The organism is Sphingomonas natans (genome assembly GCF_030546695.1).
Lineage (GTDB): Bacteria > Pseudomonadota > Alphaproteobacteria > Sphingomonadales > Sphingomonadaceae > Sphingomonas_I > Sphingomonas_I natans.
In genome coordinates, this window is sequence record NZ_JAUOTP010000013.1 from 40,118 (window position 1) to 58,091 (window position 17,974).

At 67.0% G+C, this 17,974-nt stretch carries 13 protein-coding genes; 10 read left to right on the forward strand and 3 right to left on the reverse strand.

Annotated features, from left to right (window positions below; genetic code table 11):
- Positions 1–56: 56 nt before the first annotated feature.
- Positions 57–2,324, reverse strand: a complete 2,268-nt coding sequence (locus Q4F19_RS21305; RefSeq protein ID WP_303546873.1) for an LPS-assembly protein LptD — start codon at positions 2,322–2,324, stop codon at positions 57–59.
- A gap of 163 nt (positions 2,325–2,487) precedes the next feature.
- Between Q4F19_RS21305 and Q4F19_RS21310 the strand changes: the two genes are divergently transcribed.
- Entirely contained in the window at positions 2,488–3,966 is a 1,479-nt protein-coding gene (locus Q4F19_RS21310) for a leucyl aminopeptidase (RefSeq protein WP_303546897.1), read from the forward strand.
- Between the two features lie 3 nt (positions 3,967–3,969).
- Here Q4F19_RS21310 and Q4F19_RS21315 read toward each other — a convergent pair whose 3' ends face one another.
- On the reverse strand, positions 3,970–4,446 hold the full coding sequence (locus Q4F19_RS21315; protein ID WP_303546875.1) for a PilZ domain-containing protein: 477 nt from the start codon (positions 4,444–4,446) through the stop codon (positions 3,970–3,972).
- A 100-nt stretch (positions 4,447–4,546) separates the two neighbouring features.
- Between Q4F19_RS21315 and Q4F19_RS21320 the strand changes: the two genes are divergently transcribed.
- The 8 genes from Q4F19_RS21320 to Q4F19_RS21355 all read left to right on the forward strand — a co-directional run bounded on the left by Q4F19_RS21320 (position 4,547) and on the right by Q4F19_RS21355 (position 15,762).
- Positions 4,547–5,647 (forward strand): nucleoside hydrolase, encoded by a 1,101-nt coding sequence (locus Q4F19_RS21320; protein ID WP_303546877.1) that lies wholly within the window; start codon positions 4,547–4,549, stop codon positions 5,645–5,647.
- A gap of 66 nt (positions 5,648–5,713) precedes the next feature.
- Positions 5,714–7,120, forward strand: a complete 1,407-nt coding sequence (locus Q4F19_RS21325; protein WP_303546879.1) for a M20/M25/M40 family metallo-hydrolase — start codon at positions 5,714–5,716, stop codon at positions 7,118–7,120.
- A 151-nt stretch (positions 7,121–7,271) separates the two neighbouring features.
- The gene (gene mdh / locus Q4F19_RS21330) at positions 7,272–8,234 is read left to right on the forward strand and encodes a malate dehydrogenase (RefSeq protein ID WP_303546881.1); all 963 of its coding nucleotides are present in this window, start codon (positions 7,272–7,274) and stop codon (positions 8,232–8,234) included.
- Between the two features lie 63 nt (positions 8,235–8,297).
- Complete coding sequence (gene sucD / locus Q4F19_RS21335; RefSeq protein ID WP_303546883.1) at positions 8,298–9,182, forward strand: succinate--CoA ligase subunit alpha; 885 nt, start codon at positions 8,298–8,300, stop codon at positions 9,180–9,182.
- 119 nt (positions 9,183–9,301) lie between these two features.
- A complete protein-coding gene (locus Q4F19_RS21340; protein ID WP_303546899.1) occupies positions 9,302–12,211 on the forward strand; it encodes a 2-oxoglutarate dehydrogenase E1 component in 2,910 nt (969 codons plus the stop codon).
- Between the two features lie 9 nt (positions 12,212–12,220).
- Positions 12,221–13,519 (forward strand): 2-oxoglutarate dehydrogenase complex dihydrolipoyllysine-residue succinyltransferase, encoded by a 1,299-nt coding sequence (odhB, locus tag Q4F19_RS21345; protein WP_303546885.1) that lies wholly within the window; start codon positions 12,221–12,223, stop codon positions 13,517–13,519.
- Between the two features lie 114 nt (positions 13,520–13,633).
- Positions 13,634–15,028, forward strand: a complete 1,395-nt coding sequence (gene lpdA / locus Q4F19_RS21350) for a dihydrolipoyl dehydrogenase (protein WP_303546886.1) — start codon at positions 13,634–13,636, stop codon at positions 15,026–15,028.
- 95 nt (positions 15,029–15,123) lie between these two features.
- The gene (locus Q4F19_RS21355; protein WP_303546888.1) at positions 15,124–15,762 is read left to right on the forward strand and encodes a hypothetical protein; all 639 of its coding nucleotides are present in this window, start codon (positions 15,124–15,126) and stop codon (positions 15,760–15,762) included.
- 106 nt (positions 15,763–15,868) lie between these two features.
- Here Q4F19_RS21355 and Q4F19_RS21360 read toward each other — a convergent pair whose 3' ends face one another.
- On the reverse strand, positions 15,869–17,506 hold the full coding sequence (locus tag Q4F19_RS21360; protein ID WP_303546889.1) for an NAD(P)/FAD-dependent oxidoreductase: 1,638 nt from the start codon (positions 17,504–17,506) through the stop codon (positions 15,869–15,871).
- Between the two features lie 124 nt (positions 17,507–17,630).
- On the opposite strand from Q4F19_RS21360, the gene Q4F19_RS21365 reads away from it, so the two are divergent.
- Positions 17,631–17,974, forward strand: a 344-nt coding sequence (locus tag Q4F19_RS21365) for a hypothetical protein (RefSeq protein WP_303546891.1), incomplete at its 3' end; no start/stop codon positions are given.

Below are 17,974 nucleotides of genomic sequence, written 5' to 3' on the forward strand. Positions count from 1 at the left end.
GTTTATCCGTCCAGCCTCGGGAACGCCGCACTTCACCCTTGCGGCTGAACCTGTGCTTAGCGACCGATGTTCTTGAGCGCCAGCCGCAAGCTGAACGTACTGCCGCGTCTTGCGTCGCCCGTGGGATCGTAATCCTTGCGCCACGAAACGCCGAGCGAGAGGCATTCGTCTTCATAGACGACGCCCACGCGCTGCCGCACCGGCTGATAGCCATCGGTCAGCGCCAGCGGATCCTCGCTCTTGCCGGTCAGATCGACGACCGTCGATCCGAAGATCGACCAGAAGCGCGCGATCTGGACGCGCCCGCCGAGCCGGATCTCCTCGCGATCGCGCAGATCCTCGATCGACGTGTCGATGTTCCGATTGAGGCGCAGATAGCCGATCAGCGCATAGGTGTGGCTGGAGCCGATCGTCGCATCGACTTCGTTGCGGCGGACGTTGAGATTGTCCTTGTCGATGCGGAACCGCTCGGTGACCTCGAGCCACTTGCCATATTTGACGCTGACGCGGCCGACGATGTCCGAAAAACGATCCGATAGCCCGGTGCCGGGGGGCAGGATCGTCGGCTCGCTCGTCAGGCGATAGCTCTGGCCGGCGACGGCGCGGATCTCGACGCGGGGGCGCTGGTAGTTCCACTCCGCGCCATAGGTGACGCGGCTGCCGTCCTCCCACCGGTCATATCCGGCGAAGCGGTTGAGCGCGAACAGGTTGCTGTCCTCCAGATCGATCGCGCGCGCATCCTCATTAGGGATGACGAGATTGCGTGTCTGGGGCGAGGCGACGAGCTGGACGCGGGGCGTGAGCTGCTGGCTCCCGCCAAACAGGCTGCCGATGAACGGCCAGCGCATGTCGACCGCGCCGGCGACGATCGCTCGGCCTTCCCAGCCTTCGCGGCCGCGATAGACCACGGTCGGCGAGCGGTCATTCTCGTCGCTATGATAGATGTCGGCCCGGCTATAGGCGGTGAAGGTCACCTGCTGGCCGAGCCCGGTCAGCGTCCGCAGGTCCCAGCGCGCGCCGGCGAAGGCGCGCTGCGTATCCTGGCCGTCGGTGCGGATCAGCGACAGGCTGTTCGCCTGCAGCTGGATGACGCCGCCGAGCCAGGGATCGGTGATCCGCTTGCGATAGTCGATCGCGGGCAGTGCGATCGGTTGCTGCCCCTGCTTGTCGCCGGTCCGCACCGATTGCACGTACCAGCCGGCGATCTGGAGATAGCTGCTGGTGTCGATCCGCTCGGCCGATAGGCTCGATCGCAGGCGATCGTCGCTGCTGATGTCGTAGCGCCGCATGAACGTGCGGTCGGTCTGCAGCCGGACCTGGCCGCTCAGCGTCCAGTCGGGGCCGAGCTGATAGGTGCCGTTCGCGTCGATGAAGGCGCGGATGCCCTTGTCCTTGTCGAGCGCGGTCGCATTGACGCTCGCGGGCAGGCGCGAGCCGTAGGTCACCATGCCGCGCACCTGATACGCGCCCAACGTGTTCAGCGCGCGATATTGCGCCTCGATGCCCGGCGCGACCTTGGAGTAAACGTGCGGCGTGACCGTCAGGTCGCGATTGGGCGCGAGCTGCAGATAATAAGGGATCGATAGATCGACCCCGAGCGCGCTGGAAACCTCGAAATTGGGCAGCAGCAGCCCCGATCCGCCGCCCGCCTGGTTCGATCCGTCGGGATGCGAAAAGCCGGGCAACCACAGCACGGTCTGGCCGAGGATGCTGATCCGCGCATCCTTGTAATAGATGCGATGGCGATTGCCGTCGTGGATGATCCGCACCGCGGTGACCTTCCACGATGGCTCCTGCGCGCAGCCCTTCACATTCTCGACCGAGCAGGGCGTGTAGGCGGCGCGATCCAGCGTCGTGATCTCGCCCTTGCGCACGCCGTGGCGCGCCGCGAGCCGGCCGCCATTGGCGAGCACGATCAGCAGATTTTCGACGACGCCGTCCTTCATGTCGTCGGTCAGCACCGATTCGTCGCTATAGGCGGTATCGCCGCCCGGGTTGACGACGGCGACATTGCCCGAGGCGTGGACCTCGCCCGTGCGGCGGTTCCAGACGACCTTGTCCGCGCGCAGCCGGCTGCCGGCGCGCTGCATGCGCACGTCGCCGCTGGCCGTCACGATATCGTTGGTATCGTCATAATCCAGCGCGTCGGAGGCGAAGCTCACCTGATCGTCGGCGTTGGTCGCGGGCAGGCCGGCGGCGTCGGCGGGCGGCGCGACGGGCCGATCCTGGAGGTTCTGCGCCTGCGCCGACGTCGCTGCGCCGATGGCGAGAATGACGAAAGGCGCGAGCGCGCATCCCCTGAACCTTATCGCGCCCCGCTTCATCGGCCGCGCCCTATCGTACCGCCATCATGCCTGCAATCGGCTCGCGTCGGGCTGCGGCTGTTCTTGTCCAGCCCTTTCAATGACGGGGAGAAAGGGACTGCCCTTTGACACGCGGGGGCGCGCGCCTAGATAGGCGCCTCCTTCTGAAAGGCGTCCCGCGTTGATCACCGTCTCCTTCGCCGCCGCTCGCCCGGCCGAGCCCCATGTCCTCGTCATTCCCGTCGCGAGCGGGGAAGGGCTGGAGGCGCGGCTGCCGGCGGAGCTTTCCGGCGCAGGTCCGGTCGCCAAGGCGGCGGCGACCGCCGCGCGCTTCGAAGGCAAAGCGGGGACGATCGTCGAATTCTATGCGGCCGAGGGCGATGCGGTGCGGCGCGTGCTGCTCGTCGGTCTCGCCGGCAGCGCCGATGGCGAGAGCGCGGGCGGCGCGGTCGTCGCGCGCCTGCTGGTCTCGGGTGAGACGCGCGTCGCGATCGATCTGACCGGCCTGCCTTCGGCCGATCGCCCGGCGATCGCGGCAGGAATCGCCGAAGGGGCGATGCTGCGCAGCTGGCGCTACGACATCTATCGCACCAAGCTTCCCGCCAAGCAGCGGCCGAGCCTCGACAAGCTCGTCCTCGTCGTCGGCGACGCAATCGAAGCGGCGCAGGCCGCCGCCGCGCCGCGCATCGCCGTGGCCGAAGGCGTTGCCTTCACCCGCGCGCTCGTCGCCGAGCCCGCCAACATCATCTATCCCGAGAGCTTCGTGGAGCGTGCCCGCGCGCTGGCCGATCTCGGCGTCGAGATCGAGGTGCTCGGCGAGGACGAGATGCGCGCCGCGGGCATGGGCTCGCTGCTGGGTGTCTCGCAGGGATCGCCGCGCGAGGCGCAATTGCTGGTGATGCGCTGGGACGGCACCGGCGGCGCCGTCGCCACGCCGACCGTCTTCGTCGGCAAGGGCGTGACCTTCGACACCGGCGGCATCAGCCTAAAGCAGCCCGGCGGCATGGAAGACATGAAGTGGGATATGGGCGGCGCAGGCGCCGTAGTGGGCGCGATGAAGGCGATCGCCGGCCGCAAGGCGAAGGCGCATGTCGTCGGCGTCTGCGCGCTCGTCGAGAATATGCCCGATGGCTTGGCGCAGCGCCCGGGTGACATCGTCACCTCGATGTCCGGCCAGACGATCGAGGTCATCAACACCGATGCCGAAGGCCGGCTGGTGCTGTGCGACGCGATCACCTGGGTCCAGAAGCGCTATTCGCCCAAGACGATCGTCGATCTCGCGACGCTCACCGGCGCGATGATCGTCAGCCTGGGGCATGAATATGGCGGCATCTTCGCCAATGACGATGCCCTGGCCGATGCGCTCACCGGCGCGGGCAAGGCGACCGGCGAGAAATTGTGGCGGATGCCGATGGGCGATGCCTATGACAAGATGATCGACTCGCCGATCGCGGACATGAAGAATGTCGGCCCGCGCGAGGCCGGCTCGATCTCGGCCGCGCAGTTCCTGCTCCGCTTCGTCGACGAAGGCGTCCACTGGGCCCATCTCGACATTGCCGGGATGGTCTGGGCGTCGAAGCCCGGTACGCTCTACGACAAGGGCGCGACCGGCTATGGCGTGCGCCTGCTCGATCGCTTCGTCAGCGAGACGCTGGAGAGCTGATCCTCAGCCGACGGCGCGGGCAAGCAGCAGCGACAGGGGAGCGGCCACCGCGACCATCGCCGCGGCGAGCCCCGCCATCCAGAAGCGGCCGCGCGTCGGCCGGTCGTCGATCAGGCGGAGCAACGCCTCCGTCTCGTCGTCGGCCTCCGGCGCGGCGGCCGCGCGACCGAAAGAGTGGAGCTGTACGACGGGCGCGCCGTGAAAGGCCTGCGCCGCGACCTCGCTCGTCAGCGGCTCGTCGAACTGGCAGCCATATTCGTTGCCGCTGCGCCAGACGATCCGCGCCCGCGTCGCGCCCGCACCGGCGAGCCCGACCGTGACCTCGTCGCCCACCGCCAGATCGGCGCGGCATTCGATCCGCATCCCCGTGCTGGAGACGTCATGGACCCAGCTGTCCTGCGGCGCGCTGCCCTGGCCGCGCAAGGTGCTGGGCTGGTCCGCGTTGCGGCGTTCGGCGCGAGGGGTTGCTTGCGTGCTCATCATCGATCCTCTTTGACCCGCGCATAACGCACGCAGGTTGCCAGAGGATTGACGGCTGGCGATCGATTGCGTTCCGCTCTTTCGGGGAATGGAAGGAATGATGATGCGCTGGGTCCTGACGGTCGCGATGCTCGTTCTGGCCGCGCTCGGCGCGACGGGCGCGCCTGCCGCCGAGCGCCGCAAGATCATCATCGATCAGGATGCGTTCGAGGGGCCGGGCCTCCAGCCGATCCTGATGCTGCTGAACGATCCCGCGATCGACGTGCTCGGCATCACGATCGTCAGCGGCGACGGCTGGCAGCCCGAAGAGACCGCCGCCACGCTCCGCATGCTCGAACTGGTCAAGCGCACCGACATCCCCGTCATCGCCGGCGCGACCTTTCCGCTCGTCAACAGCAAGGCGCGTAACGCGCGGCGCGAGGCGCTTTACGGCGCGCTGCCCTACAAGGGCGCGTGGATGGACAGCTGGCCCGCCTACAATACGATCAAGCGCCGCGAGCCGCATGCGCCCGATGTGGTCGCGCCGATGGCGGAGGGCATGCCGACGACGAAGCCGCTGCCCGTCAGCGCCGCCGAGTTCCTGCTGGCGATGTCGCGCAAATATCCCGGGCAGGTGACGATCCTGGCGATGGGACCGCTCACCAATCTCGCGCTCGCCCAGCGCCTCGACGACGGATTCGCGGGCCGCATCCGGGAGATCGTGACCGAAGGCGGCAATTTCGTCGGCCGCGATCTGGCCAAGGCGCAGGACGAGTTCGCGATGCAGGTCGCGTTCAATCCGCGCATGTCGTTCAACCATTTCTGGGATCCCGAAGCCGCGCACATCGTCTTCACCAGCCCGTGGCCCAAGCTGACGCTCGTCACCGGCGACGCGAGCGATCCGACCGTCGGCACGCAGGCGCTGCTCGACAGGGCGACGGCGAGCGGCCGGCCGGTCGCCGCGTATGTGAAGCGGATCGCGCAGCCCGGCTATCCGCTGTGGGACGAGACGCAGGCGGCGGCGTGGCGCGATCCGGCGATCGTCACCGCGCGCGGCCGGCTGGCGATGGATGTCGATCTGATGCCGGGCGCCAATTATGGTGCGTTGCTGACCTGGCCCGCGGGCAAGGGGCCGGGCTTGGGCGAGCGCGACGTCGACCTGATCTATGCGGTCGATGTCCCGAAGGTGGAGGCGATGTTCGTCGATCTCGTGGGACGGTGAGGCTCTCGCGTCCGCGGGCGTGCGATCCGGGATGACGCGGCACGCGGTGCGCGCTAGCAAAGCGTCATGAAGCGCATCGCCCTCCTCCTCCTCGCCCCCTTCCTCGCCACCTCCGCCATCGCCCAGCCCGCCGATCCGTGGGTCGCGCGCGGGCGGGCGATGCTGGAACATGCGATCAACATCCCCACCGTCGCCGGGCGTGAGAAGGTGCCCGAACTGGCCAATTATCTCGCGGGGGAATTCCGCAAGGCCGGCTGGGCCGAGGCGGACATCCACGTCATTCCCTATGTGGGCGAGGGTGACAACAAGACCGCCGCGCTGATCATGCGCTGGCCGGCCGCGGGAGCGCCCAAAGGCAAGCCGATCCTGCTGATGGGGCATATGGACGTCGTCGAGGCCAAGCGCGAGGATTGGACGGTCGATCCGTTCGTCTTCGCCGAGAAGGACGGCTATTATTACGGGCGCGGCACCGCCGACATCAAGGGCCCGACGGTGGCGATGCTCACCGCTCTGCTCAAGCTGAAGAGCCAAGGCTTCAAGCCCCAGCGCGATTTGGTCGTGCTGCTGACGGGCGACGAGGAGACCGCCGAGGTCGGCGCCAAGCTCGCCGCGACCGAATGGCGCAAATGGACCGATGCCGAATATGGCCTCAACGCCGATGCCGGCGGCGGCAGCTTCACCGCCGACGGCCGTCCGCTCGGCTTCGGCCTCCAGACCGCCGAGAAGACCTTCGCCGATTATACGCTGACCGTCCGCAACAAGGGCGGCCACTCGTCGCGCCCGCGGCCCGACAACGCGATCTACCAACTCGCCCACGCGCTGGACAGGATCGAGGCCTATCGCTTCGAGCCTGCGCTCAACGAGACGACGCGCGCTTATTATCAGGTGCGCCAGCAGGACGAGAAGGGCGCGCTCGGCAATGCGATGCGCGCCTGGCTGAAGGATCCGAAGGACGGCAAGGCGGCCGACGCGATCGAGGCGGATCCGCTCGAAGTCGGCTCGACGCGCACGCGCTGCGTCGCAACATTGCTGTCGGGCGGCCATGCCGACAATGCGCTCCCCCAGCTCGCCACCGCCAACATCAATTGCCGGATCCTGCCCGGCGTCTCGCCCGATGCGATCCGCACCGAGCTGGAGGCCGCGATCAAGGATCCCGGCGTCGTCGTGACCCGCCGCGACGACAACGCCACCACCGCGGCATCGCCGCTCCGGCCCGATGTCGTCGCCGCCTTCACCGACGCCGTGCATGCGCGCTTCCCGGCGTCCAAGATCGTCCCCCAGATGTCGGCCGGCGCGACCGACGGCGCCAAGTTCCGCGCGGTCGGCATCCCGATCTACGGAGTCGACGGCGCGTGGATCATCTCGCCCGACGACGAGCGCGCGCATGGGCGCGACGAACGGCTGCCCGTGAAGGCTTTCGCCGACGATATCGCGCATTGGGACGGAATGTTGTCGCGCTTGGCCGCGCAATAACATGTCACAAAATGCATCGTGCAATCGCAGCAAAGGCGGTTGCCCCGCGTGGGAGTCGGGTCTAAGTCGCCCCCGCTGATCCGCGGCCCGGGTTTTTCGTGGCCGTATCCTGGCAGCGCCTCAATGGCTGGCAAGCAGGAAAGGGGGCCTAGTGGCTCGGAAGAAAATTGCGCTGATCGGCGCAGGGAATATCGGCGGGACGCTGGCGCATCTCGCCGCGCTCAAGGGTCTTGGCGATATCGTGTTGTTCGATGTCGTCGAAGGCGTGCCGCAGGGCAAGGCGCTGGATCTGTCGCAGTGCGGCCCCGTCGAGGGCTTCGACTCCACGATCACCGGCACCAATGATTATGCCGATATCGCGGGTGCGGACGTCATCATCGTCACCGCCGGCGTCGCCCGCAAGCCGGGCATGAGCCGCGATGATCTGCTCGGCATCAACCTGAAGGTGATGAAGGCCGTCGGCGAGGGCATCAAGGCCAACGCACCCGACGCATTCGTGATCTGCATCACCAACCCGCTCGACGCGATGGTCTGGGCGCTGCGGGAATTCTCCGGCCTCCCCGCCGAGAAGGTCGTCGGCATGGCCGGCGTGCTCGACAGCGCGCGCTTCAGCCACTTCCTCGCCGAAGAGTTCGGCGTGTCGGTCAAGGACGTCACCAGCTTCGTGCTCGGCGGCCATGGCGATACGATGGTCCCCGTCATCGAATATTCGACCGTGTCGGGCATTCCCGTGCCCGATCTGATCGCAATGGGCTTCTCCACGCAGGAGAAGATCGACGCGATCATCAAGCGCACGCGCGGCGGCGGCGGCGAGATCGTCGCCCTGCTCAAGACGGGTTCCGCTTTCTACGCGCCGGCGACGAGCGCGATCGCGATGGCCGAAAGCTATCTCTACGATCAGAAGCGCGTCCTGCCGGCGGCGGTGAACCTCACCGGCCAATATGGCGTCGACAATCTCTATGTCGGCGTGCCGGTGATGATCGGTGCGGGCGGCGTCGAGAAGATCGTCGAGATCAAGCTCAGCGAGGAAGCCAAGGCCAATCTCGCGGTCTCGGTGGATGCGGTGAAGGAGCTGCTGGTCGCCTGCAAGGCCATCGATAGCTCGCTGGCATAAGCCATTCGGTCGGCCCGGCGGCATCGTTCGCCGGGCCGATGCTACATATTGTTCGGAGCGCCCATGTCGATCCTCGTCAACAAGGCCACCAAGGTCATCACCCAGGGGATGACCGGCAACACCGGCACCTTCCATACCGAACAGGCGCTCGCCTACGGTACGCAGATGGTCGGTGGCGTCACGCCGGGGAAGGGTGGCACCACCCATATCGGCCTGCCCAATTTCAACACCGTGCATGAGGCCGTCGCCGCGACCGGCGCGACCGCATCGGTCGTGTATGTGCCGCCGCCCTTCGCCGCCGATTCGATCCTCGAGGCGATCGACGCGCAGGTCGAGCTGATCGTCGCGATCACCGAGGGCATTCCGGTGCTCGACATGGTCCGCGTCAAGCGCGCGCTCTCGGGCTCCAAATCGCGCCTGATCGGGCCGAACTGCCCCGGCGTGCTCACGCCGAACGAGTGCAAGATCGGCATCATGCCCGGCTCGATCTTCAAGAAGGGCACCGTCGGCGTCGTCAGCCGCTCGGGCACGCTCACCTACGAAGCCGTGTTCCAGACCAGCCAGGCGGGCCTCGGCCAGACGACTGCGGTCGGCATCGGCGGCGATCCCGTCAACGGCACGAACTTCATCGACATGCTCGAGCTCTTCCTCGGCGACGACGAGACCCAGTCGATCATCATGATCGGCGAGATCGGCGGCTCGGCCGAAGAGGAGGCCGCGCAATTCCTGCAGGAGGAGGCCAAGAAGGGCCGCAAGAAGCCGATGGTCGGCTTCATAGCGGGCCTGACCGCGCCTCCGGGGCGTCGCATGGGCCATGCCGGTGCGATCGTGTCGGGCGGCCAGGGCGGTGCCGAGAGCAAGATCGCGGCGATGGAAGCCGCGGGCATCCGCGTCGCGGCGAGCCCGTCGGAATTGGGCACGACGCTCGTCGAAGTGCTCAAGGGGTGATCAGCACAACCCCGGCCGCTTCGGCCGGGGTTGATTAAGTGGTGGTACACGCTCACCTCGATAGGGGTAGCGACGAAGCGGCCGATTTGGTCGCCGGAATGAACGACAGGCGGTGCATGATGGGCTTCGAGGGATCGAACTTCGATGAGCTGGAAGGCGTAAGCCCCAGCTTCGCGGAGGCGCTTTACAAGAAGTACCGCCAGGATCCGGCCAGCGTCGACGAGAATTGGCGCGCTTATTTCGGTGCGCTGGAATCCAGCGTCTCCGGCCCGAGCTGGACCAATCCCCGCTGGCCTCTGTCCGAGACCGACGCACTCACCGCCGGGCTCGATCCGACCCAGATGGAGCCCGCGCCCAAGCCCGCGAAGGGCGGCGCCAAGCCCGCTCCGGCAGCGGCCGCACCCGCTGCGCCCGCGCTCAGCCAGGCGGAGATCGAATCCGCCGCGCGCGACAGCATCCGCGCCTCGATCCTGATCCGCACCTATCGCGTCCGCGGCCATCTCCTCGCCGATCTCGATCCGCTCGGCCTCTGGCAGCGCGAGATGCCCGAGGATCTGAAGCCCGAATTCCACAATTTCACCGAAGCCGATATGGATCGGCCGATCTTCCTGGGCGGCCTGCTCGGCTTCCAGCACGCGACCCTGCGCGAGATGATCGCGGTCCTGCGCCGCAATTATTGCGGCAAGGTCGGCCTCGAATATATGCACATCCAGGACGTGGAGGAGCGGCGCTTCCTCCAGGACCGGTTGGAGGGCAAGGACAAGGAGATCAGCTTCTCGCCCGAGGGCAAGAAGGCGATCCTGTCCAAGGTGATCGAGGGCGAGCAGTGGGAGAAATTCCTCGCCCGCAAATATGTCGGCACCAAGCGCTTCGGCCTCGACGGCGGCGAGAGCATGATCCCGGCGCTGGAAGCCGTGCTCAAATATGCGGGCGCGGCCGGCGTCGAGGAAGTCGTGCTCGGCATGGCGCATCGCGGCCGCCTCAACGTGCTCGTCAATGTGATGCGCAAGCCGTATCGCATCCTCTTCCATGAATTCGCCGGCGGATCGGCCAATCCGGAGGATGTCGGCGGCTCGGGCGACGTAAAGTATCACCTCGGCACGTCCACCGATCGCGAGTTCGACGGCAACGTCATCCATCTGAGCCTCGCGCCCAATCCGTCGCATCTCGAATGCGTCGATCCGGTCGTGCTCGGCAAAGCGCGCGCCAAGCAGACCAAGCTCGACGATACGGCCCGCGCCAAGGTGCTGCCGATCCTGATCCACGGCGATGCGGCCTTCGCCGGCCAGGGCGTGATCATGGAGTGCTTCGGCTTCTCGGGCCTCGTCGGCTACAATACCGGCGGCACCGTCCACTTCGTCATCAACAATCAGGTCGGCTTCACGACCAGCCCGCAATTCGCGCGCTCGTCGCCATATCCCAGCGATATCGCGAAGATGGTGCAGGCGCCGATCCTTCACGTGAACGGCGACGATCCCGAGGCGGTCACCTTCGCCTGCAAGCTGGCGACCGAATATCGCAGCCAGTTCAAGCGCGACGTCGTCATCGATATGTGGTGCTACCGCCGCTTCGGTCACAATGAGGGCGACGAGCCGGGCTTTACCCAGCCGCTCATGTACGAAGAGATCCGCAAGCACGTCCCCGTCTCGAAGCTCTATGCCGATCGCCTCGTCGCCGAGGGTCAGATCGATGCCGAGTGGCTCGGCGCGCAGGAAGCGACCTTCATCGCCCAGCTCGAGGACGAGTTCGAGGCGGGCAAGAGCTACAAGGCCAACCGTGCCGACTGGTTCGGCGGCGAATGGGAAGGCTTCGCGCTGCCCCGCGAGCCGATCACCGAACGGCGCGCAGCGGCGAGCGGCGTCACGCCCGAGCTGTTCACGGAAGTTGGCACGCAGCTGACGACCGTTCCCGACAGCATCGTCGTCCACAAGACGCTGGCGCGCATCCTCGATGCGAAGAAGGCGATGTTCGAGAGCGGCGAAGGCTTCGATTGGGCGACCGCCGAGGCGCTCGCTTTCGGCACTTTGCTCAAGGACGATTACACCGTCCGCCTCTCGGGCCAGGATGTCGGCCGCGGCACGTTCAGCCAGCGCCACGCCGTCTGGGTCGATCAGAAGGACGGGCACAAATATATCCCGCTGTCCGCGATGGACCGGCGCTTCCAGGTGCTCGACAGCCCGCTCTCCGAATTCGGCGTGCTCGGCTTCGAATATGGCTATGCCGGTCAGGCGCCGAACACGTTGGTGCTGTGGGAAGCGCAGTTCGGCGATTTCGCCAACGGCGCGCAGGTCATCATCGATCAGTTTATCGCCGCGGGCGAGGCCAAGTGGCTGCGCGCCAACGGCCTCGTGATGCTGCTGCCCCATGGCTATGAGGGGCAGGGGCCGGAGCATAGCTCGGCCCGTCTGGAGCGCTATCTCCAGCTCTGCGCCGAGGACAATATGCAGGTCGCGAACTGCACGACGCCGGCCAATTACTTCCACATCCTGCGCCGCCAGATGCTGCGCAAGTTCCGCAAGCCGCTCATCATCATGACGCCCAAGTCGCTGCTGCGGCACAAGCTCGCGGTGTCGAAGGCCGAGGATTTCCTGGGCGACAGCTTCTTCCACCGCGTCCTGCCCGACGATCATGTCGTGCCGGCCGAGCAGGTGAAGCGCGTCGTGCTGTGCTCGGGCAAGGTCTATTACGATCTCGCCGAAGCGCGCGATGCCGCCGGCGACGAGACGGTGCAGATCATCCGCATCGAGCAGCTTTATCCGTTCCCGGCCGATGGCGTGATCGAGGCGATCCGTGATTTCACGAACCTCGAGACGGTCGTCTGGGCGCAGGAAGAGCCGAAGAACCAGGGCAGCTGGCACTTCGTCGAATGCCCGATCGAGGAAGTGCTGACGACGCTCGGCGGCAAGCCGACCCGTCCGCTCTACGCCGGCCGCAAGGCCGCCGCGGCGACCGCCACCGGCCTCGCCAAGAACCACACCAAGCAGCAAGCGGCGCTCGTCGCCGAAGCTCTCGGCTACCAAGTCCAATAGGAAGATCTAATGGCGACCGATGTTACCGTACCGACGCTCGGCGAATCCATCACGGAGGCGACCCTCGGCCAGTGGCTGAAGCAGCCCGGCGAGACGGTGAAGCTGGATGAGCCTATTGCCAGCCTCGAGACCGACAAGGTCGCGGTGGAAGTGCCGTCGCCGGTCGCCGGCGTGATCGGCGAGCTGGTCGTCGCCGAAGGCGATACCGTCTCGGTCGGCGCGGTCATCGCGCGCATCACCGAAGGCGCCTCGGCGCCGACGAGCGCGACGCCCGCCGTCGAGGATCGCACCGCGGTCGGCAAGGCTGAGGCCGCCGCCCCGCCCGAGCCTGCCGCGGCCCCCGCCGGCGCGGCGACGCCCGCCGGTTACGGCAATCATGGGGAAGTCGCGGTCGGCGACAGCCCGACGCTTTCGCCGTCGGTCCGCCGCGCGGTGCTTGAGCTCCATGTCGATCCGTCCAAGATCAAGGGCACCGGCACGGACGGCCGCATCACCAAGGATGACGTGCTGCTCGCCGCCAAGTCGGGCCAGGCCAGCGCGAAGGCGCCTGCGCCGGCGGCCCCCGTCGCCAGTGCGCCGCAATCCTCAACTTCCTCAACTTCGCCCGATCGCAAGGAAGAGCGCGTCCGCATGTCGCGTCTCCGCCAGACGGTCGCACGCCGCCTGAAGGAAGCGCAGAACACCGCCGCGATGCTGACGACGTTCAACGACGTCGACATGACCGCGGTGATCGAGGCGCGCGCCAAGTACAAGGATCTGTTCGAAAAGAAGCATGGCGTCCGCCTCGGCTTCATGGGCTTCTTCGTGAAGGCCGCCTGCATGGCGTTGAAGGACATCCCGTCGGTCAACGGCTCGATCGAGGGCGATGAGATCGTCTATCACGATTATTGCGACATCTCGGTCGCGGTCTCGGCCCCGAACGGCCTCGTCGTCCCCGTCATCCGCAACGCGCAGGACCTGACCGTCGCCGGGATCGAAAAGACGATCGGCGATTTCGGCAAGCGCGCCAAGGACGGCACGCTCAAGATGGACGAGATGAAGGGCGGCACCTTCACGATCTCGAACGGCGGCGTGTTCGGCTCGCTGATGTCGACCCCGATCATCAATCCCCCGCAGTCGGGCGTGCTCGGCCTGCACCGCATCGAGGATCGCCCGGTCGTCCGCGACGGTCAGGTCGTCGTCCGCCCGATGATGTATCTTGCGCTCAGCTATGATCACCGCCTGATCGACGGCCGCGAGGCGGTCACCTTCCTCGTCGCGCTGAAGAACGCGATCGAGGATCCGACGCGGATTTTGATCGACCTGTAAGTAGCGCGAGCCCTTATTATATTCCGTTCGTGCTGAGCTTGTCGAAGCACCGACCTTCTTTCGAGCGGAAGAAAGTACAGCCCTTCGACAAGCTCAGGGCGAACGGAGTTTCCAATGGCTGACTATGATTTCGATGTTCTGGTGATCGGCTCCGGCCCGGGCGGCTATGTCGCGGCGATCCGCGCCGCGCAGCTCGGGCTCAAGACCGCGTGCGCCGAGAGCCGCGCGACCTTGGGCGGCACCTGCCTCAACGTCGGCTGCATTCCCTCCAAGGCGTTGCTCCACGCCTCCGAACTGTACGAGGCCGCCGCCGGCGGCGCGCTCGCCAAGCTCGGCGTGAAGATCGATGCGATGAGCCTCGATCTCGGCACGATGCACGGCCAGCGTCTGGAAGCCGTCAATGGCCTGACCGCGGGCGTCGAATATCTGTTCAAGAAGAACAAGGTGGAATGGCTGAAGGGCCTCGCCACGTTCGAGAGCGCGGACACCGTCACGGTTGCCGGCCGCACCGTGCGCGCCAAGAACATCATCATCGCCACCGGCTCGTCCGTCACCCCGCTGCCGGGCGTGACCGTCGACAACGAGGCGATCGTCGACAGCACCTCCGCGCTGGAACTGCCCAAGGTGCCCGGCCGCATGGTCGTCATCGGCGGCGGCGTGATCGGGCTCGAGCTCGGCTCGGTCTGGCGTCGTCTCGGCGCCAAGGTCACGGTCGTCGAATATCTCGACCAGATCCTGCCCGGCATGGACGGCGAGGTCCGCAAGGAAGCCAACAAGATCTTCAAGAAGCAGGGCTTCGAGTTCAAGCTCTCGACCAAGGTCACCAAGGTCGAGCGTAACGGCGCGGGCGCGGTCCTGACCGTCGAACCCGCCGCGGGCGGCGCGGCCGAGACGATCGAGGCGGACGTCGTCCTGGTCTCGATCGGCCGCAAGCCGAACACCGACGGCCTCGGGCTCGACAAGGCCGGCATCACGCCGAACGGGCGCGGCCAGATCGAGGTCAATCACGAATTCGAGACGGGCGTTTCCGGCATCTGGGCGATCGGCGACGTCGTCCCCGGCCCGATGCTCGCGCACAAGGCCGAGGACGAGGGCATCGCCGTCGCGGAGAATATCGCGGGCCTCACCGGCATCGTGAACCACGATGTGATCCCGTCGGTCGTCTATACGATGCCCGAGATCGCGGGCGTCGGCCTGACCGAAGAGCAGGCGAAGCAGACGGGCGAGATCAAGGTCGGCAAGTTCCCGATGCTCGGCAACAGCCGCGCCAAGACCAATCACGAGCCGTGGGGCTTCGTGAAGGTCATTGCCGATGCAAAGACCGACAAGGTTCTGGGCGTGTGGATGATCGCCTCGGTCGCCGGCACGATGATCGCCGAGGCCGCGCTCGGCATGGAATTCGGCGCGACCAGTGAGGACATCGCCTACACCTGCCACGCGCACCCGACGCACGCCGAGGCCTTCAAGGAAGCGGCGATGGCGGTCACGGGCAAGCCGATCCACGTCTGATACGGCACGCCCTCCCGCAGGGGAGGGCGCTTGCAGGAAACCCAACCGCGCCCCACGCGTACTTTACGCATCTGTAACGACAATGTGGGGTCGGAATGCGTTTGGTCTGTGGAGCGATGATCGCGGCGGCGTTGGTTCTCCCCGGCTGCGGGGAGAAGCTCCCGACGCTTCCCGAAGACGCGGTCGATCGCGCCGCGACCTGCGGCGTCGTCGCCGCGGCGACGCAGCGCGAGAAAGCGGGCGTGAAGGGTGACCTGTCCGCCGAGGCGCAGGAAGGCATCTTCCACTACGCGCTGCTTGCCGGCGCCGAGGGCTCGGAATTCGACTCCGAGCGCGCCAATGCCGTGTTCAAGCGGATGCCCGGCCTGTTCGACACGACGATCAAGGGCAAGTGGCAGGTGCTGCGCCCCGCCTGCGCCACCGCTTATCCCGCGACGACCAACGGCGCGCCGGCGCTGCCGGAGGGCAAGCTCGACAGCGCACTGCAATGCTATGTCCTCGTCGATTTCATGCGCAAGGCGTTCGGGAGCCAGGGCGGCTCCTATACCGAAGTCTCGACGACGCTGGGTGTGCTCAGCACGAAGCTCGACGCGAAAGTCTCGCCGATGTTGAAGAGCGCAGGCGTGGGCAATGGCGATCCGCTCGTAAAGAAGCGCAACGAGGCGCAGGCGGCGGTCGCCAAGCTCGGCCAGCCGCAGGCGGTGATCAAGGCCTGCGAGGCGAAATACGGGTAGGCGGGAAACCTTGCTTCCGTTCGTGCTGAGCTTGTCGAAGTACCGTCCTTCTTGATCGAAAGACGAACTGCCCTTCGACAGGCTCGGGGCAAACGATGGTCTCTGCTCAGGCCGCCCGCTCCACCACGTCCTCGCCCAGGATGGCGCGCGCGACCGCCTCGGCGATCTTGATCCCGTCCACGCCGGCCGAGAGGATCCCGCCCGCATAGCCGGCGCCCTCGCCGGCAGGGAACAGGCCTTGCGTGTTGAGGCTCTGGAAATCGCGCCCGCGCGTGATCCGGATCGGCGAGGAGGTCCGCGTCTCGACGCCCGTGAGGGTCGCCTCAGGGTGATCGTATCGCGCGATCTGCCGGCCGAAGGCGGGGAGCGCCTCGCGGAACGACTCCATCACGAAATCGGGCAGGCAGGCGGAAAGATCGGTCGGCGTCACCCCCGGCTTGTATGACGGCGTCACCGCGCCGAGCGCGGTCGAGGCGCGCCCGGCGAGAAGATCGCCGACCAGCTGCACCGGCGCGTTGTAGTTCGATCCCCCGGCGACGAACGCCAGGCTCTCCCAATGCCGCTGCAATTCGATCCCCGCGAGCGGATCGCCCGGATAATCGCGCTCGGGCTCGATGCCGACGACGAGCCCCGAATTGGCGTTGAATTCGGCGCGTGAATATTGGCTCATGCCGTTGGTGACGACGCGGCCCGGCTCCGATGCCGCCGCGACTACGCGCCCGCCCGGGCACATGCAGAAGCTGTAGACCGTCCGCCCGTTCGTGCAGTGGTGCGAGAGGCTGTAGGCGGCAGCGCCGAGATCGGGATGGCGCGCGCAGGCGCCGAAGCGCGCTTCGTCGACCCACGACTGGGGATGTTCGATCCGCACCCCGATCGAGAAGGGCTTGGCCTCGATATGCACGCCGCGCGCATGGAGCCGCGCGAACGTGTCGCGCGCGCTATGCCCCACCGCCAGCACGACATGATCGGCCTCGAGGAAGCTGCCGTCATGCAGATGCAGGCCGCGCAGCCGCCGTGCGCCGCCCGGCCCGCGCTCTACCTCGAAATCCTCGACGCGCGTCCCGAAACGATATTCGCCGCCCAGATCCTTGATTGTCTGGCGCATGGCCTCGACCATCGTCACGAGCCGGAAGGTGCCGATATGCGGATGCGCCTCGGTCAATATTTCGGGCGGGGCGCCTGCCTTCACGAATTCGGTCAGCACCTTGCGGCCGAGGAAGCGCGGATCCTTGATCTGGCTGTAGAGCTTTCCGTCGGAGAAGGTGCCCGCGCCGCCCTCGCCATATTGGACGTTGCTCTCCGGCTCCAGCACGCCGCGCCGCCAAAGCCCCCACGTATCCTTGGTCCGCTCGCGCACGACCTTGCCGCGCTCCAGGATGATCGGCCGGAAGCCCATCTGCGCGAGGATCAGCCCCGCGAAAAGCCCGCACGGCCCCGCGCCGATCACGACCGGGCGGGGGACGCCGGCGGGCGCGGTCGCGACCGGGACATAGCGGTCGTCGGGCGTGACGCGCAGACGCGGCTGGCCCGCGAAGCGCGCGAGCACCGCCGCCTCGTCGGCCAGCGTTACGTCGACCGAATAGACCATCAGGATCGCCGAGCGCCGTCGCGCGTCATGGGCGCGGCGCGCGATCGTCCAGTCGAGCAATTCCGTATCGCCGATACCGAGCCTTGCGAGGATCGCCTCGCGCAGCGCCTCGGGCGCGTGGTCCAGCGGCAGCTTGAGTTCGGACAGGCGAAGCATCCCGCCTCTTAGCCACGCGTGCACAGCTGCGCCACATCCGCGCTGGCGATCTTAACCTGGAGTGTGGGCAAGCGCGCGGGACGCGTGTAGGCGCTCGGGCCGCATCGGGACACGCGAGGGGATCATGACGAAATCGGCGACGGACATCATGCAGGAGATCATGTTCTCCGCGGTCATGGACGCCGTCGCGGCGCTCAAGACCGCGTCGAAGGGCATGCCCAACTCGCTGCTGCGCGATATCGGCGCGATGGGGCCGAACACCGCCTTCGCCGATCTGCCCAAGGAAGTGCAGGCGAGCATCACCGCGACGGTGCGCGCCGCGTTCAACCGGCTGCTGAAGGAAGGCTATTCGGTCACGCCGACCGCGAGCGCACCACCGCCGCCGCGCCCGTCGAGCCCGCGCCCGGATGGCCCGCGCGGGCCTCGGCCGACCGGTCCGCGCCCGGATCGGCCGCGGGGGCCGAGGCC

Coding starts and splice junctions, on each gene's coding strand:
- Q4F19_RS21355 (WP_303546888.1), top strand. CDS start 15,124: ATGCGTTTGGTCTGTGGAGCGATGATCGCGGCGGCGTTGGTTCTCCCC.
- Q4F19_RS21360 (WP_303546889.1), bottom strand. CDS start 17,506: ATGCTTCGCCTGTCCGAACTCAAGCTGCCGCTGGACCACGCGCCCGAG.
- sucD (WP_303546883.1), top strand. CDS start 8,298: ATGTCGATCCTCGTCAACAAGGCCACCAAGGTCATCACCCAGGGGATG.
- lpdA (WP_303546886.1), top strand. CDS start 13,634: ATGGCTGACTATGATTTCGATGTTCTGGTGATCGGCTCCGGCCCGGGC.
- Q4F19_RS21325 (WP_303546879.1), top strand. CDS start 5,714: ATGAAGCGCATCGCCCTCCTCCTCCTCGCCCCCTTCCTCGCCACCTCC.
- Q4F19_RS21320 (WP_303546877.1), top strand. CDS start 4,547: ATGATGCGCTGGGTCCTGACGGTCGCGATGCTCGTTCTGGCCGCGCTC.
- Q4F19_RS21305 (WP_303546873.1), bottom strand. CDS start 2,324: ATGAAGCGGGGCGCGATAAGGTTCAGGGGATGCGCGCTCGCGCCTTTC.
- Q4F19_RS21340 (WP_303546899.1), top strand. CDS start 9,302: ATGGGCTTCGAGGGATCGAACTTCGATGAGCTGGAAGGCGTAAGCCCC.
- Q4F19_RS21315 (WP_303546875.1), bottom strand. CDS start 4,446: ATGAGCACGCAAGCAACCCCTCGCGCCGAACGCCGCAACGCGGACCAG.
- odhB (WP_303546885.1), top strand. CDS start 12,221: ATGGCGACCGATGTTACCGTACCGACGCTCGGCGAATCCATCACGGAG.